This is a genomic window from Pectobacterium punjabense, assembly GCF_012427845.1.
Lineage (GTDB): Bacteria > Pseudomonadota > Gammaproteobacteria > Enterobacterales > Enterobacteriaceae > Pectobacterium > Pectobacterium punjabense.
In genome coordinates this window covers 1,859,205-1,874,026 of sequence record NZ_CP038498.1, presented here as the reverse complement: position 1 = coordinate 1,874,026, position 14,822 = coordinate 1,859,205, and the positions used below count along the sequence as shown (strand labels likewise).

The 14,822-nt window shown below is 55.2% G+C and carries 13 protein-coding genes; 3 read left to right on the top strand and 10 right to left on the bottom strand.

Going from position 1 to position 14,822, the window contains the following annotated elements; all coding sequences use genetic code 11:
* Positions 1 to 16: 16 nt before the first annotated feature.
* The 3 genes from mmuM to dusC all read right to left on the bottom strand — a co-directional run bounded on the left by mmuM (position 17) and on the right by dusC (position 3,432).
* Positions 17 to 952: a homocysteine S-methyltransferase gene (gene mmuM / locus E2566_RS08380; RefSeq protein ID WP_107167932.1), complete on the bottom strand. Its 936-nt coding sequence runs from the start codon at positions 950 to 952 to the stop codon at positions 17 to 19.
* A complete protein-coding gene (mmuP, locus tag E2566_RS08375; protein WP_107167931.1) occupies positions 945 to 2,357 on the bottom strand; it encodes an S-methylmethionine permease in 1,413 nt (470 codons plus the stop codon). Before mmuP ends, mmuM begins: the two co-directional genes overlap by 8 nt.
* Positions 2,358 to 2,499: 142 nt before the next feature.
* Positions 2,500 to 3,432 (bottom strand): tRNA dihydrouridine(16) synthase DusC, encoded by a 933-nt coding sequence (gene dusC / locus E2566_RS08370; RefSeq protein ID WP_107167930.1) that lies wholly within the window; start codon positions 3,430 to 3,432, stop codon positions 2,500 to 2,502.
* A 209-nt stretch (positions 3,433 to 3,641) separates the two neighbouring features.
* Between dusC and E2566_RS08365 the strand changes: the two genes are divergently transcribed.
* Positions 3,642 to 4,313 (top strand): epoxyqueuosine reductase QueH, encoded by a 672-nt coding sequence (locus E2566_RS08365; RefSeq protein WP_039287249.1) that lies wholly within the window; start codon positions 3,642 to 3,644, stop codon positions 4,311 to 4,313.
* 46 nt (positions 4,314 to 4,359) lie between these two features.
* Here the strand turns inward: E2566_RS08365 and E2566_RS08360 are convergent, their stop codons facing one another.
* Positions 4,360 to 5,955: an ABC transporter substrate-binding protein gene (locus E2566_RS08360; RefSeq protein ID WP_107167929.1), complete on the bottom strand. Its 1,596-nt coding sequence runs from the start codon at positions 5,953 to 5,955 to the stop codon at positions 4,360 to 4,362.
* A 140-nt stretch (positions 5,956 to 6,095) separates the two neighbouring features.
* Between E2566_RS08360 and pepT the strand changes: the two genes are divergently transcribed.
* The gene (pepT, locus tag E2566_RS08355) at positions 6,096 to 7,325 is read left to right on the top strand and encodes a peptidase T (protein ID WP_107167928.1); all 1,230 of its coding nucleotides are present in this window, start codon (positions 6,096 to 6,098) and stop codon (positions 7,323 to 7,325) included.
* 86 nt (positions 7,326 to 7,411) lie between these two features.
* Here pepT and E2566_RS08350 read toward each other — a convergent pair whose 3' ends face one another.
* Positions 7,412 to 8,284, bottom strand: coding sequence for a helix-turn-helix domain-containing protein (locus tag E2566_RS08350; protein WP_107167927.1), 873 nt, complete (start codon positions 8,282 to 8,284; stop codon positions 7,412 to 7,414).
* A 115-nt stretch (positions 8,285 to 8,399) separates the two neighbouring features.
* Between E2566_RS08350 and E2566_RS08345 the strand changes: the two genes are divergently transcribed.
* Complete coding sequence (locus tag E2566_RS08345) at positions 8,400 to 9,308, top strand: DMT family transporter (protein WP_107167926.1); 909 nt, start codon at positions 8,400 to 8,402, stop codon at positions 9,306 to 9,308.
* 30 nt (positions 9,309 to 9,338) lie between these two features.
* Here the strand turns inward: E2566_RS08345 and rhlE are convergent, their stop codons facing one another.
* From rhlE to E2566_RS08320, 5 genes are all read right to left on the bottom strand, one after another.
* The gene (gene rhlE, locus E2566_RS08340) at positions 9,339 to 10,775 is read right to left on the bottom strand and encodes an ATP-dependent RNA helicase RhlE (protein WP_107167925.1); all 1,437 of its coding nucleotides are present in this window, start codon (positions 10,773 to 10,775) and stop codon (positions 9,339 to 9,341) included.
* A gap of 362 nt (positions 10,776 to 11,137) precedes the next feature.
* Positions 11,138 to 11,950: an IucA/IucC family C-terminal-domain containing protein gene (locus tag E2566_RS08335; protein WP_107167924.1), complete on the bottom strand. Its 813-nt coding sequence runs from the start codon at positions 11,948 to 11,950 to the stop codon at positions 11,138 to 11,140.
* Complete coding sequence (locus E2566_RS08330) at positions 11,940 to 12,791, bottom strand: ABC transporter ATP-binding protein (protein ID WP_107167985.1); 852 nt, start codon at positions 12,789 to 12,791, stop codon at positions 11,940 to 11,942. The genes E2566_RS08335 and E2566_RS08330 overlap by 11 nt, the downstream gene beginning before the upstream one ends.
* Positions 12,792 to 12,803: 12 nt before the next feature.
* The gene (locus tag E2566_RS08325) at positions 12,804 to 13,835 is read right to left on the bottom strand and encodes a FecCD family ABC transporter permease (RefSeq protein WP_107167923.1); all 1,032 of its coding nucleotides are present in this window, start codon (positions 13,833 to 13,835) and stop codon (positions 12,804 to 12,806) included.
* Entirely contained in the window at positions 13,828 to 14,817 is a 990-nt protein-coding gene (locus E2566_RS08320) for a FecCD family ABC transporter permease (protein WP_107167922.1), read from the bottom strand. Before E2566_RS08320 ends, E2566_RS08325 begins: the two co-directional genes overlap by 8 nt.
* Positions 14,818 to 14,822 lie beyond the last annotated feature (5 nt).

The following is a 14,822-nucleotide window of genomic DNA, read 5'->3' as shown; positions in this document are numbered from 1 at the left end:
CACGACATCCCCCTATTTAGTGCTGACAGCAGCGTGCAATATCGGTGATATCAGCAGGCGTGGTTCGGCAACAGCCGCCAATCAGACGTGCCCCTGCCGCTTGCCACTCGGGTAGATACGCCGTCAGCGAGCATGCGGCATCATGAGTGCTGCTCCAGGTTTTGGTTACCGCATCATACTGCTCGCCGGAATTGGGATAAACCACCAAAGGCAAATTCGTCAGCGAAGACAGGTGCGTCAGCGCTGGCGTCACATTCTCCAGCGCAATACAGTTGATGCCCACGGCAACCACCTGCGAACAGGCGTTAACGCGTTCCAGCACGGTGCGTAATGGCGTACCGTCGCTGAGGTGTTCACTGTCACGCAGCGTGAAAGAAAACCAGGCTTGCGCCTGAGGGAATTCGGCCAACAACGCAATCAGCGCCTCTATTTCCGCAAAAGACGGCAGCGTCTCGCAGGCCAACAAATCCGCCCCCGCGTCATGCAGCGCCGCTAGACGCGGGCGATGAAACGCCATCATGTCAGCCTGCGGTAACTGATAGTCGCCACGATATTCTGAACCATCCGCCAGATAGGCACCGTACGGCCCGACTGATCCAGCCACCAGCAGCGTTCCAGCCTGCGGGTTGTCACGGCGATAATCATCCCGTGCCTGCGCCGCCAACTGTACGCTTTTGGCAATCAGCATCAACGATTCCGCTTCGCTATACCCACGCGCCTTAAATCCTTGCGGCGTCGCCTGATAACTGGCGGTAATCGCGCACTGCGCCCCGGCTTTGAAATAGTCGAGGTGTACCTGATAAATCAGTGCCGGATTTTCCACCAGCACTTTCGCCGACCACAGAGGGTCCGTTAAATCACAGCCGCGCGCTTCCAGTTCGGTCGCCAGCGCACCGTCCAGCACAATCGTTGATGCCGTCGCCAGCATGTCGGTCACCGTATTTTTACGCAATGTCTTCCACTCCCGTTAATCCACGCTTCTTCATTGACTGCGTGAAATAATAAGCACCGTAGCACAGCGCGACAAATGGAATTCCACACCACAGTGCAATCCGCTGGCTTGGGTCAAACGCCAGCCCGACGCAGGCCAGCAGACAGAGCAGGAATCCCAAAATCGGTGTTATCGGGAACCAGGGTGCGCGATATTGCAGGTCGGAAAGGGATTTCCCGGCACGGACATGATGGCGGCGAAACATATAGTGCGAGGCACAAATACTCAACCACACCGCCACCACGGCAAAACCGGAAATCGCGGACAGTGCCACATAGACGGTATCCGGCGCGATCACGCTGGAAAATAGCGCCAGCAGCCCGCCCAGCATACTGACGGAAATGGCAAAAAGCGGAATACCACGACGCGTCAGGCGAGAAAAACGGCGCGGTAACGTGCCTTCGTTGGACAACGACCACAGCATACGCCCCGAGGCATATAGCCCTGAGTTAGCCGCGGACAGGATCGCCGTCAAAATCACGAAATTAAAAATGTCAGCGGCGTAGGGAATACCTATTTTTTCAAACACCAGCACAAATGGGCTTTTGGCGATACCGGCCTCTTCCATCGGAATGAGCGCCGCCAGAACCAATACCGTCCCCAGAAAGAAGATCACCAGTCGCGCAACGGTCGTACGAATCGCCATCGGCACAACCTTGTGCGGATTCTCAGTCTCTCCCGCCGCGATACCGATCAGTTCCGTACCGGAGAAAGCAAAGTTGACCGCTACCATCGTCATCAAGATCGGCAAGCCGCCGTAGGGGAACCAGCCGGACGCCGTAATATTCTGGAAGAACGGGGCGGGAGAACCATCCTGCATCGGAATAAAGCCAAACATCGCACCCGCACCGAGCACGATAAAGGCGAGAATCGTGACCACTTTAACGATGGAGAACCAGAACTCCCCTTCGGCAAAGAAGCGAGACGACACAACGTTCAGCAAATAGATCAACACACAAAACAGCAGGCACCAGGTCCAGACTGGTACCTGTGGAAACCAATACTGCATACAAAAACCAGCAGCGGTCAGGCTGGAACCGAGCGCGACCGTCCACGTCAGCCAATATAGCCACGCCACGGTATAGCCTGTTGCCGGGCTGAGATAGCGGGACGCATACACATGGAATGCCCCAGTCTCTGGCATGGCGACAGACAACTCCCCCAGACTCAGCATGACCAGATACACCACCAGCGCGCCGATCAGATACGCCAATAGCGTCCCAGCCGCGCCCGTCGTGGAAATAATGTAGCCCGTATTGAAAAACAGGCCAGTACCGATGACACCGCCGAGCGAAAGCATCACCAAATGGCGAGCTTTCATGGTGCGCTTAAACTGCCCTTCCGTGACTGGTGCGTGTTGTTCCATGATGACCTTTCATTATAGACGTCTAAACTTCCAGATAGATGGGGTGTTATACCGCCAACCGATTCGTAAAGTAAAGTACAGGCCAGCGGGAGAGTGATGAGGTGGGTTAAAATTGAGCAGAAGGACGAAAAACGGTGAGCACTTATGGCTCACCAATCACACGGGCGATATCCGTTGAGGTCTTCAACGTGCGAATCTCGCTGAATAACTCGGTGGCGTCGTCGTACTCTTTACGCAAATAGCCGAGCCACTGTTTGATGCGCGCGACGTGATACATTCCCGTGTCGCCCTGCTTTTCCAACTGCACATATTTTTGTAGCAGCAGCATGACCTCAGGCCACGGCATACGCGGCTCGTTATACTTAATCACGCGGCTCAGGTTCGGTACATTCAGCGCACCGCGCCCGATCATCACCGCATCGCAGCCCGTTGTTGCCATACAATCCTGTGCACTCTGCCAGTCCCAGATTTCACCGTTGGCAATCACCGGAATCCGCAGGCGCTGGCGAATCTCCCCTATCGCCTGCCAGTTAATACATTCAGCCTTATAACCGTCTTCCTTCGTGCGACCATGCACGACCAGTTCGCTCGCGCCCGCCTGCTGCACCGCATCGGCGATTTCAAACTGACGAGCGCCGGAATCCCATCCCAGACGTATTTTCACCGTGACAGGCAAATGCGCAGGCACCGCCTCACGCATGGCTTTTGCACCCTGATAAATCAGTTCGGGATCTTTTAACAGCGTCGCGCCGCCCCCGCTACCGTTTACCAGCTTCGACGGACAGCCGCAGTTAAGATCGACACCATACGAGCCCAGCTCCACCGCCCGTGCCGCATTCTCCGCCAGCCACTGTGGGTATTGCCCCAGTAACTGTACGCGCACCAGCGTGCCGGACGGCGTGCGGCTGGCATGCTGTAGCTCCGGGCACAGGCGATAAAAGGATTTCACTGGCAGGCACTGATCCACCACGCGTAAAAATTCGGTGATGCACAGGTCATAATCATTTACTTCAGTCAGCAGTTCTCGCACTAATGAGTCGAGAACCCCTTCCATCGGGGCAAGCAGAACACGCATAACGCTACTCGGTAACCATTCGATCGTTAATCACAGCCATTCAGGCCAAAAAAAGCAGGCAATCTTAGGGGGTATTGTACGGGGAACGCAACGGGAAAGATAACGCTGGGCAGGCCATGAGGTTGCCTCTTGTGAACATATCATCAATAATTCGTGACGAATTTGTACCGACACCGTCCTTACGGACCACAACGAAGTGGCTATTTTTTATGTCGAATGTCAAAACCGCAGAATTTAAACGCCCGCAGCTTTCACTACCCAACAGCGCAGACAAACTGCTGCTGCATTCCTGCTGTGCGCCCTGCTCTGGTGAAGTTATGGAAGCCATCACCGCTTCTGGCATCGACTACACCATTTTCTTTTATAACCCCAATATCCACCCGCAGCGTGAATATCTGATCCGAAAAGAGGAAAACATCCGCTTCGCCGAACAGCATAACGTGCCTTTCATTGATGCAGATTACGATTCGGATAACTGGTTCGAGCGCGCTAAAGGCATGGAATGGGAACCGGAACGCGGTATTCGCTGCACCATGTGTTTTGATATGCGCTTTGAGCGCACAGCGCTGTACGCCGCAGAAAACGGGTTTAGCGTCATTTCCAGTTCGCTGGGGATTTCACGCTGGAAAAACATGCAGCAGATTACCGAATGCGGACAGAACGCGGCGCAGAAATATCCCGGCATCACCTATTGGGATTACAACTGGCGCAAAGGCGGCGGCTCGTCGCGCATGATCGAAATCAGCAAACGCGAACGTTTCTATCAACAGGAGTATTGCGGCTGCATTTATTCCCTGCGCGATTCCAATAAACATCGCAAATCACAGGGGCGCGATATTATCCGCATCGGTAAGCTGTATTACGGCGATGAAACCGAATAGTTACGCCACATTTGAGTCCGGCACCGCGTGCCGGACTGTCTGCTGCTTACTTCTTAATATCAACCTGATAAAAAATATGCTTATCGAACGGGTCAACTTCATACCCGATCACTTCCTTTCGTACCGGAATAGAGAGCGTGGAATGCGCAATCATGACGGCGGGTGCCTGATCGTGCATCATCTGCTGCGCCTGCTTGTATAACGCAATTCGCTGCTGGTGATCCTGTGAAGCACGTGCTTCGGTGATAATTTTATCAAACGGTGCGTAGCACCACTTTGCCGAGTTGGAACCGCCGTTGGCCGCCGTACAGGTAAACAGCGGGCCGAAGAAGTTATCAGGGTCACCCGTCGCCGTTGTCCAGCCCATCAACGCCGCCTGATGCTCACCACTTTTCACCCGCTTCAGGTATTCGCCCCACTCAAAGGTGACAATTTTCGCCTGCACGCCGACTTTCGCCCAGTCGGCCTGAATCATCTCCGACATCCGGCGGGCATTCGGGTTATACGGACGCTGCACCGGCATCGCCCACAGTTCGATAGTGGTGCCTTCCGCCAAACCGGCTTCTTTCAGCAATGCCTTCGCCTTCTCGGGATCGTAGTCGTAATCCTTTAGCTCACTGTCAGCACTCCAGACGCCAGGCGGCAGCAGGTTTTTCGCTACGGTGCCAGTGCCTTGAAAAACGGCGTCAATAATCGCCGATTTGTTAATCGCCATCGTCAATGCCTGCCGCACTTTCACATTATCCGTCGGCGCTTTTTGAGTATTGAACGACAGGAAGCCGGTATTCAATCCCGCCTTCTGCATCAACACGATATCTTTGTTCTCTTTCATGCGCGGCAGATCGGCAGGATTAGGGAACGGCATCACCTGACACTCATTCTTCTCTAGCTTGGCGTAACGCACGGAGGCGTCTGGCGTAATAGTGAAAATCAACCGATCCAGTTTAGCCTTGCCTTCCCAATAGGCGGGAAATGCCTTAAACAGAATGCGCGAATCTTTCTGATACTGTGCTAACTCGAAAGGCCCAGTGCCAATCGGGTCCATATCCACGCGTTCCGGCGTGCCGGCTTTGAGCATGGCATCGGCATATTCCGCAGAAAGAATGGAAGCGAAGTACCAGGCTAAATCGGCCAGAAATGGGGCTTCCGCATGGGAAAGCGTGAAGCGCACCGTGTGGTCATCCACTTTCTCGATATTCTGAATCAACGAGCCAAAGGACAAGCTTTCAAAATTGGCATACGTCCCTTTCGAGACGCTGTGGTAAGGGTGCTGCGGATCTTTTTGCCGCATGAAGGAGAAAATAACGTCGTCGGCGGTAAAATCACGCGAAGGTTTGAAGTATTTATTGCTCTGGAATTTCACACCTTTGCGCAAATGGAAGGTATAGACGCGGCCATCGCCGCTGATGTCCCAACGCTCCGCCAGACTCGGCACCAGCTCCGTGGTACCCACCTTGAAATCCACCAGGCGGTTATAAATCGGCACGGCGCTGGCATCCACGCTGGTGCCGGAAGTATAAAGCTGCGGGTTAAAGTTTTCCGGCGATCCTTCAGAGCAATACACCAGGGTATTCGCCGATGCCGCGGAGGCGACCGCCAGCGTCAACGCAGCCAATGTGAATCGTATTCCTGCTTTTTTCATCCCAGTCCTCGCTTGTTATTGATGTTCCACCACACCGCTATAAAAATCATGACGATAAAATGACAAATAAAACCCTCAAATGAAATAATTTCTACGTTAGGATAGCCATCATAGGTATTGCAGAATAAAAAGGATTCGTTATGACAGACAGTCTGGCTCATCAACTCAGCAACCGTTTTTACCGTTATCTCGCCGTCACCAGCCAAAGCGATGCCCGCTCGACAACGTTACCCAGCACCCCGGAACAGCATGAAATGGCACGTCTGCTGGCGGACGAGCTACGAGCACTGGGTTTGCAAGATGTCGTCATTGATGAGCACGCCACTGTGACAGCCGTGAAGCCGGGTAACTGTCCGTCCGCACCACGCATCGGTTTTATTACTCATATCGATACGGTTGACGTCGGCCTGTCGCCGCATATTCACCCACAAACGCTGCGTTTTACCGGTGAAGACCTCTGTCTGAACGCCGAACAGGACATTTGGCTGCGCACGGCGGAACACCCGGAAATTCTACCGTATGTCGGGCAGGACATTATTTTCAGCGACGGCACCAGCGTACTCGGTGCGGACAACAAAGCCGCCGTTACCGTAGTGATGACGCTCATGGAGAACCTGACCCACGCTACCCCACACGGCGATATCGTGGTGGCCTTCGTGCCAGATGAGGAAATTGGGCTGCGCGGCGCAAAAGCGCTCGATCTCAAACGCTTCGATGTTGATTTCGCCTACACTATCGACTGCTGCGAACTGGGTGAAGTAGTGTATGAAAACTTCAATGCGGCCTCAGCGGAAATTCGCTTTACTGGCGTGCCCGCGCACCCGATGTCGGCAAAAGGCGTGCTGGTCAACCCGCTGCTGATGGCGCATGACTTTATCAGCCAGTTCGATCGCCAACAGACACCGGAGCATACGGAAGGACGCGAGGGCTATGTCTGGTTTAACGATCTGACGGCGAACGCCAATGAAGCGAAGCTCAAAGCGTCTATCCGCGATTTCGATTTAGCGACGTTTGAACAACGGAAGCAGCAGATCGCCGCCATCGCCGAGAAGATTGCCGCACAGTACCCGACTGGCAGCGTGGCATTCAACCTCACTGATATCTACAGCAATATCAGCAATGCGATTACCAACGATCGCCGAGCCATCGATCTGCTGTTTGCCGCACTGGACACGCTGGGCATTGAACCCAAAGTGACACCAATGCGTGGCGGCACAGACGGCGCGGCACTGTCCGCCAAAGGATTGCTGACGCCAAATTTCTTCACTGGTGCACACAATTTCCACTCGCGTTTTGAGTTTCTTCCTGTGCCGTCGTTTGTAAAATCGTATGAAGTGGCATTGAATTTATGCCTGCTGGCGGCGAAATAATAACGATCAGAAAAGCGTGAGGCGGATGATGAACATCCGCCTCGACAACGTTTCGCTGATTTTTTGCCCGTCTGCTTTTTTCCGGTCTATTTCTGCGCCAGACGCAGCGCCGATGGCGTCAGGCCATATTCCTTTTTGAATTGATGACTGAGGTGGCTGGCGGAGCTGAACCCGCAGGCCAGCGCAATATCCGTGATCGGCAGCGTACCCTGTCGCACGAGCGCTTCAGCGCGAACCAGTCGCTGCTTCAGGACATACTGATGCGGTGCCATTCCCACACTCTGGCGAAACATGCGCGCAAAGTGAAACTCGCTGAGCCCCGCTTCCGCCGCCAGCGCCTGTAGCGTCAGCGGCTGATCGAGATGTGCCTCAATTTGCATCTTGCTGCGCCGCAGTACTGCTGGCGCCAGCCCGCCGCGCACCATCGGCAGTTCCCATTGCAATTGGGTGTAACCACGCAGTACCTGAATCATCAACAGCGTCGCAGCACTGCTAAGGACAAGCTGATTTGCCGGATCGTCCCAGCGGTTGCTGAGCAAAAATTGCCGATACAGCGACGTAATCAGCGGATCGTCACCAAATATCCGCTCTTCCGTGCAGATCGATGCCGGGCTGCGATCCCAGATTTGCTCAGCCAGCTGTCGCAGGTGTGCATCGTCAAAATACAGATGCACAAAATCGAGGTCGCCACGGATATCCCAGGTCGATGCGCTCTGTTGCGGCATCAGGCAGAAACGATCCGGCCCGCCGCCGTTATGCCAGCCGTCCGCCGTTTGGTGATAGCTCTCATAGCCACCGGCGATATAAAGGCTAAGCGTATGGTGCTCGGTGTTTTCCATCGTAACGCGGTCATGGCGGTTAAACCATGCGGCCAGACGCACGCCGGACGTCAGTTCGACGGTGCCGCGCAGCTCGGTTTTATGATGCAGCATGGTATCGAACGCTTTATAACGATGCATTGCTGCCTCCGTTTTTCATTTAACCGCAAGATTCTGTTATTCACCGCAAGGGGCTGAAAGCCTGCGACAAACGCATTCGCCATACTGCCAACATTAACTCATGCGGAATCACTCAATGAATACCCTACTTTACTTTTCTGTCGTCCTGATTTGGGGCACGACGTGGATCGCCATTAGCCTGCAACAGGGCAACGTCGCTGCTGAAGTCTCCGTTTTCTGGCGCTTTGCGCTGGCATCGGCCATCTTACTGGCATTTCTGACCCTGACGCGTCGCCTGCGCCCGCTTTCCCCGCGTGCCCACCTGCTGTGTATGGTACAAGGGCTATGCGTATTCGGCGTCAACTTTCTCTGTTTTTACCACGCCATCGCCTGGATTTCGAGCGGATTGGAATCCATCATTTTCTCGATGGCGGTGCTGTTTAACGCCTTTAACAGCCGTCTTTTCTTCGGGCAGCCGTTAACACGCAACGTGGCGATCGCCACACCGCTCGGGCTTACCGGCATCATCGCGCTATTCTGGCACGATCTGACACAAATCGATGCGCAGCCCTATTTGCTATGGGGCGTGGGATTGAGCGTTCTGGGTACCTACTGCTTCTCACTCGGTAATATGATTAGCGCCCAGCACCAGCGACAGGGTCGCGATGTACTGACAACCAACGGCTGGGGCATGGGATATGGGGCGCTCTGGATGGGATTGTTCAGCCTGATTCAGGGATATAGCTTCGCACCGGAATACAGCACCAGCTATCTGGGGTCACTGTTCTATCTGGCTATCTTTGGTTCAGTCATCGGCTTCGGTGCTTACTTCAGCCTGATCGGCCGCATCGGTGCCAGCCAGGCGGCTTACACCACGCTGCTCTTTCCGCTGGTGGCGCTGTCGATTTCGACGCTATTTGAAGGCTACCAGTGGCGACCCAACGCGCTTATCGGCCTGTTGCTGATTCTGGCGGGCAACGCGGTGATGTTCTACCGCCCACGCAATCCAACTGCACAGCCTGTTACGGCAAAAATAACGCGATAAAAAAGGGAGCCAGATGGCTCCCTTTCGCTGTTACTTGTCCGCTGGCTTACTGCGGTTTTGCGGGCGCGGTGCGCGGCGCTGGCCTTCACCACCACCCTTGCCTTTTCCGCCAGTGCCCCATGGACTATCGCTATTACCGCCCGATTTGCGCGGTTGGCGATTACCCTCGGCTGAACGGCGTTCGCCCTGACCTTGACTACGTTCGCTGCGCTCGGACTGACCGCGCGGTGCGCCAGACTGCGCACGAGGTGCTGAACTACGCGCACCGCCGCCGCCACGGTTACCCTGGCGGCCATTCACAATCGGTTCTGCCTTGATGGACGGATCTGGCTCATAGCCTTCGATAGCAATACGCGGAATCTCACGCTTCAACAAACGCTCGATATCACGCAGCAGTTTGTGTTCATCTACGCACACCAGCGACAGCGCTTCTCCCGTTGCTTCTGCACGACCGGTACGGCCGATACGGTGAACGTAATCTTCCGGCACGTTTGGCAACTCATAGTTCACCACGTGCGGCAGTTGGTCGATATCCAAACCACGTGCGGCGATATCCGTCGCGACCAGCACGCGGATGCTGCCATCTTTGAAGTTTGCCAGCGCACGCGTACGCGCGCCCTGGCTTTTATTACCGTGGATAGCGGCGGCGGTAATACCGTCTTTCTCCAGCAGTTCAGCCAGATGGTTAGCGCCGTGTTTGGTGCGGGTAAAGACCAGCACCTGCTGCCAGTTATTTTCACCAATCAACTGAGACAACAGTTCACGTTTGCGGCGCTTATCGACAAAATGTACGTGCTGCGTAACCAGTTCAGACGGCGTATTACGACGCACGACTTCAACCGAGGCGGGATTAGTCAGCAGTTTGTTCGCCAACGCTTTGATCTCATCCGAGAAAGTCGCGGAGAACAGCAGGTTTTGGCGTTTGGTCGGCAGCTTCGCCAGTACACGACGAATATCGTGAATGAAGCCCATATCCAGCATCCGATCCGCTTCATCCAGAACCAGAATTTCAATCTGTGACAGGTCAACGGCGTTCTGGTGTTCCAGATCGAGCAGACGCCCCGGCGTCGCCACCAGAATATCCACGCCGCCGCGCAACTTCATCATCTGCGGGTTAATGCTCACACCGCCAAATACGACCAGTGAGCGCAGGCGCAAATACTTGCTATACGCCTTCACGTTCTCATCAATCTGTGCCGCCAGCTCGCGAGTTGGCGTGAGGATCAGCGCCCGTACTGGACGGCGTCCTTTCCCTTTATTCTGCGCTTCGCGGCTGGTGAGCAGTTGCAAGAGTGGCAGCGTAAAACCCGCCGTTTTACCCGTACCCGTTTGCGCGCTGGCCATTAAATCGCGTCCTTCCAACACGACAGGAATCGCCTGACGCTGAACGGGGGTAGGATCGCGATAACCCTGCTCTTCAATCGCGCGCAGAATATCGGCACTCAGGCCGAGAGAATCAAATGACATAAAAAGAACAACTCCAGATCCGCTCTGACCGGACAGTAGCCGGTGTAGTTTTCAGAGGGTCAATAAGACGGGTTTGCTGGGCCACTATTTACGTAACAACTCACGTAACACTTCACGTAACAACGACATACGCAACAACCACGGTGAACGAGCACAACTACGGTGCATGACTGCCGACGATTGTAGCAGAGATTCTATCCCCGTCATACTTCAAGCTGCATGTGCGTTGGCTGCCCTTAAATACTCGGCCCGTCGCGGGCCTCGCCCTAAAGGGCCAACGCTCTGCGTTGTTCAAAACGCTAACGTTTTGTCATGCAACTCGAATTATTTAGGGCATAACTACGAGAGGATTTTTACCTGTGTCAGCCCGTTTTTCTGGTGGGGCGCAGTAATGGGCAATTTTGGCAGTATTCCTGCGGCTGCGATGCCTTGTAATAAAAACAGCAGGTGCGGCGGAAGCGTACGCTGCGAAAGTTCACCGAACTCCCCACCGCAGGCACTCGCGTTTTCGCCCGAAAGAACGGTCTTAGCGGGTTATCATCACAGCCAAAACGTTCGCCGGGCGCAGCCAGCAAAGCGTCAAAATCCTGTTGTACCTGCTGTGCCAACGTCATTCCTGGTGAACACTCCGCTGCCGGATCGTCCCACTCAATACGCTGTTCGTATAACGAAAACACCCGCACCGCGACGTTTTCCCACAGGATGCGCAACGGCGTGCCCGACACCGCAGACAGCGTATGTAACACCGGCGATAGGTGTTGAGCAAACAGCGTATCGAACAGGCTATCGCGCCACGCCTCTCGCCGCCCTGCTTCTGGTTGAGACACCGTGAGATCGTAAAGTGGCATGGTCGATGTCCATAGACGGCTGTGTCCGAATTCCAACACGCTGTTATCCAGCGTCATGTTCAGCCCTTTGTTATACACCGACATCGCATACAGGCTGGCAGCCGTGGTTAAAAATCCTATCCGCTTCGCCAGCAGTGACGCCGTAATCTTGATCGATGGCGACAGCAACGGTGGTGTCAGGGTGTTCAGCAGCCAATGGCAATAGTCTGGTTCCAGCATCTTACGGCTTGGGCAACGGTCAGAACCGACCCGCAGCGAGGCATCCGTGAGTTGCAGCGTACCGGAGAGCATCGCCCACTGCGGTGCCGTCAGACGGTTAGCCGACATCAGTCGCCGTCTCCACCGCGTCGCGCCCAAATGGAATGCACAACGGCGTGCCGAAGAACGGATCGTCAATGATGCGACAGTTCAGGTTAAACACCGTTTTTACCGTAGCTTCGGTAAGAATGTCGCGCGGATTCCCCTGTGCAAACACCGTCCGGTTATGCACGGCTACCATGTGGTGTGCGTAGCGACACGCCAGATTCAAATCATGTAACACCATGACAATAGTTTTCTGCTGCTGAAGGTTCAGTTCCCGCAGCAAATCCAGCACCTCCATCTGATGCGCCAGATCGAGATACGTCGTCGGCTCATCCAACAGAACAATATCGGTATCCTGCGCCAGCGTCATAGCGATCCATACACGCTGGCGCTGCCCGCCGGATAGCGAATCTACTGCGCGATCCTTTAATGCCAATACGCCAGTGCTGTGCAACGCCTGAATCACTTTTTCTTCGTCCGTTGTCGACCACTGCTTGAGCCACGACTGGTGCGGATAACGCCCCATCTTCACCAATTGATACACCGTCAGCCCTTCCGGCGCAGTTGGCGTTTGTGGAAGAATCGCCAGTGACTTCGCCACCTCAACGGTAGATTGCCGATGGATATCCGCCCCGTTGACAATAATCGTCCCACTTGTCGGTTTCAGCAGACGGGCGAACGACTTCAACAACGTGCTCTTACCGCAGCCGTTACTCCCCACCAGCACCGAAATTTTCTGGGCTGGCAGCGCGATATCCAACGCATCAATCACAACCTGTTTTTCATAACTCAGCGTCAGCGACTGGCTGGCAATCGCTTCGCCGTGAGTTGGATATACGTGTGTTGGCAGCACATTCTCTCGCATCATCTTACAATCTCAGTAACGTTGCCGAAGCAATAAATAGATAAAGAAAGGCGTTCCGAGCACAGAGATAAAAATACCAGCAGGCAGATCCAACGGCAGGAACGCAGTGCGGCCAATCAAATCGGCCACCATCACCAATAAACCGCCCGTCAGCGCTGACACCAGCGCCAGACCGGGAAATGAACGGCTCGCCAGCTTTTTCGCGATATGCGGTGCCAGCAGGCCAACAAACGCCATCGCGCCTGCATAGGCAATGGCAGCCCCTGCCAGCGCGACGCTCAGCGTTAACAGCGCAAGCCGGATACGCCCAACAGACTGGCCAACACCGCAGGCCAACGCATCATCCAACTCATGCACGTTAACGTGTCTCGCCAGCCCCACTAAAAACGGTGCACCAAGCAACAACCAGCCCGTCAGCTCTGACACATGCTGCCACTGTGCGCCGTAAATACTGCCCGTCAGCCACACATAGGCTGTCAGCGTGGTGCCTATCGGGCTAAATACCAGCATCATCGTGACTGCCGCGCCCATGATGGCAGACAGCCCAACGCCAACCAGCACCAACCGCAGCGGCGATGCGCCCTGCTTCCAGGCCAGCAGATAAATCGCGAGCGCCGTTATCCACGCCCCGCCCATCGCCGCCAGCGGGAGCCAGCGCTGGCTTATCGCCGTCGCCAGAAACGAGAGGAAGAAGACCGCTGCCGCCGATGCACCGCTGGTAATCCCCAGAATATCCGGCGAGGCTAATGGATTACGCACAATGCTTTGCAGAATCAAGCCGGATATCGCCAGCGCACCGCCGACCAATAGCGCCAACAGCGCTCGCGGTAAACGCAGGTCGTTGACGATAAAATACACACCGCTGCCTGCCTTTCCCAGCAGCGCCGACATCACCTGCACAGGCGACAGCACCACTTCCCCCAGCGACAGAGAGAGAAACACGACGGCTAACAGCACCAGCAGGAGCAAGAGCGCCACCACAGAGGTACGTAGATCAATCTGACGTGAAACGCTCCCCATCCGCACGGTAAACACCTTACCCATGCCGCATCCCTTTTCTCGCCAGATAAATGAAGAAAGGCGCACCTAGCAGCGCGGTCATTGCCCCAACCGGTACCTCCTGCGGCACAATCAGCAAGCGTGCAACGACATCCGCCAGCAGTAACAACGTGGCACCAAAAATCGCGCAGCCGGGCAACAGCCAGCGATGATCGGCAGACAGTAGACGGCGCACCATATGCGGCACAATCAGCCCAATAAAACCGATATTTCCAGCTATCGCCACGGCGCCGCCCGCCAACCCGATCACACACAGCCCGGATAACGCACGGACCAGAGTGGTTCGCTGTCCCAACCCTTTGGCGATCTCGTCGCCCGCCACCAGAATATTCAGGTGACGCGCTAACAGCAGCGTAAGGAATAGCGCCATGACAAAATACGGCAGCAGCGGCAACAGCATCGACAGACTGCGGCCAGACACCGAACCGGCCAGCCAGAACAGCATGCTGTCCAACCCGTCCTGATTGATCACCAGCAACGCCTGCGTAAACGAGATAAACAGCGCGCTAATCGCGGCACCAGCCAGCACAATACGTAAATGGCTTGAGCGAGCATTACCCAGCGTTCCCAGCACATACACCATGACGCCCGCAACAGCGGCACCCAGATAGGCCGTCCAGGCCAGTGCGGTCTGTGAGGAAAAGGTCAACAGCGAAGACAGCAGTACGATGGCAAACATAGCCCCCGCGTTAATGCCGAATATCCCCGGCGAAGCCAGCGGGTTACGCGTCAGCGCCTGCATTAAGGCTCCGGCGACGGCAAGACTGGCACCGACAACGAGAGCAATTACCGTCCGCGACAGACGTGTCGTCAACACCAGAATCTGATCGATCTGCTGCGGATCGTAATGGAATAGCGCGTTGAACACCGCACCAAACGAAATCGTGGTCTGCCCCAACATCAGGCTGGCGACGATACTGAACAGCAGCAATGTGATGCCCACTGCCGTCACGATGCTCTGTCTCATCGTGT

Bases quoted from the DNA above. Each gene is read 5' to 3' on its own strand.
- mmuP (WP_107167931.1), bottom strand. From the start codon at position 2,357: ATGGAACAACACGCACCAGTCACGGAAGGGCAGTTTAAGCGCACCATG.
- dusC (WP_107167930.1), bottom strand. From the start codon at position 3,432: ATGCGTGTTCTGCTTGCCCCGATGGAAGGGGTTCTCGACTCATTAGTG.
- E2566_RS08365 (WP_039287249.1), top strand. From the start codon at position 3,642: ATGTCGAATGTCAAAACCGCAGAATTTAAACGCCCGCAGCTTTCACTA.
- E2566_RS08360 (WP_107167929.1), bottom strand. From the start codon at position 5,955: ATGAAAAAAGCAGGAATACGATTCACATTGGCTGCGTTGACGCTGGCG.
- pepT (WP_107167928.1), top strand. From the start codon at position 6,096: ATGACAGACAGTCTGGCTCATCAACTCAGCAACCGTTTTTACCGTTAT.
- E2566_RS08350 (WP_107167927.1), bottom strand. From the start codon at position 8,284: ATGCATCGTTATAAAGCGTTCGATACCATGCTGCATCATAAAACCGAG.
- E2566_RS08345 (WP_107167926.1), top strand. From the start codon at position 8,400: ATGAATACCCTACTTTACTTTTCTGTCGTCCTGATTTGGGGCACGACG.
- rhlE (WP_107167925.1), bottom strand. From the start codon at position 10,775: ATGTCATTTGATTCTCTCGGCCTGAGTGCCGATATTCTGCGCGCGATT.
- E2566_RS08335 (WP_107167924.1), bottom strand. From the start codon at position 11,950: ATGTCGGCTAACCGTCTGACGGCACCGCAGTGGGCGATGCTCTCCGGT.
- E2566_RS08330 (WP_107167985.1), bottom strand. From the start codon at position 12,791: ATGCGAGAGAATGTGCTGCCAACACACGTATATCCAACTCACGGCGAA.
- E2566_RS08325 (WP_107167923.1), bottom strand. From the start codon at position 13,835: ATGGGTAAGGTGTTTACCGTGCGGATGGGGAGCGTTTCACGTCAGATT.
- E2566_RS08320 (WP_107167922.1), bottom strand. From the start codon at position 14,817: ATGAGACAGAGCATCGTGACGGCAGTGGGCATCACATTGCTGCTGTTC.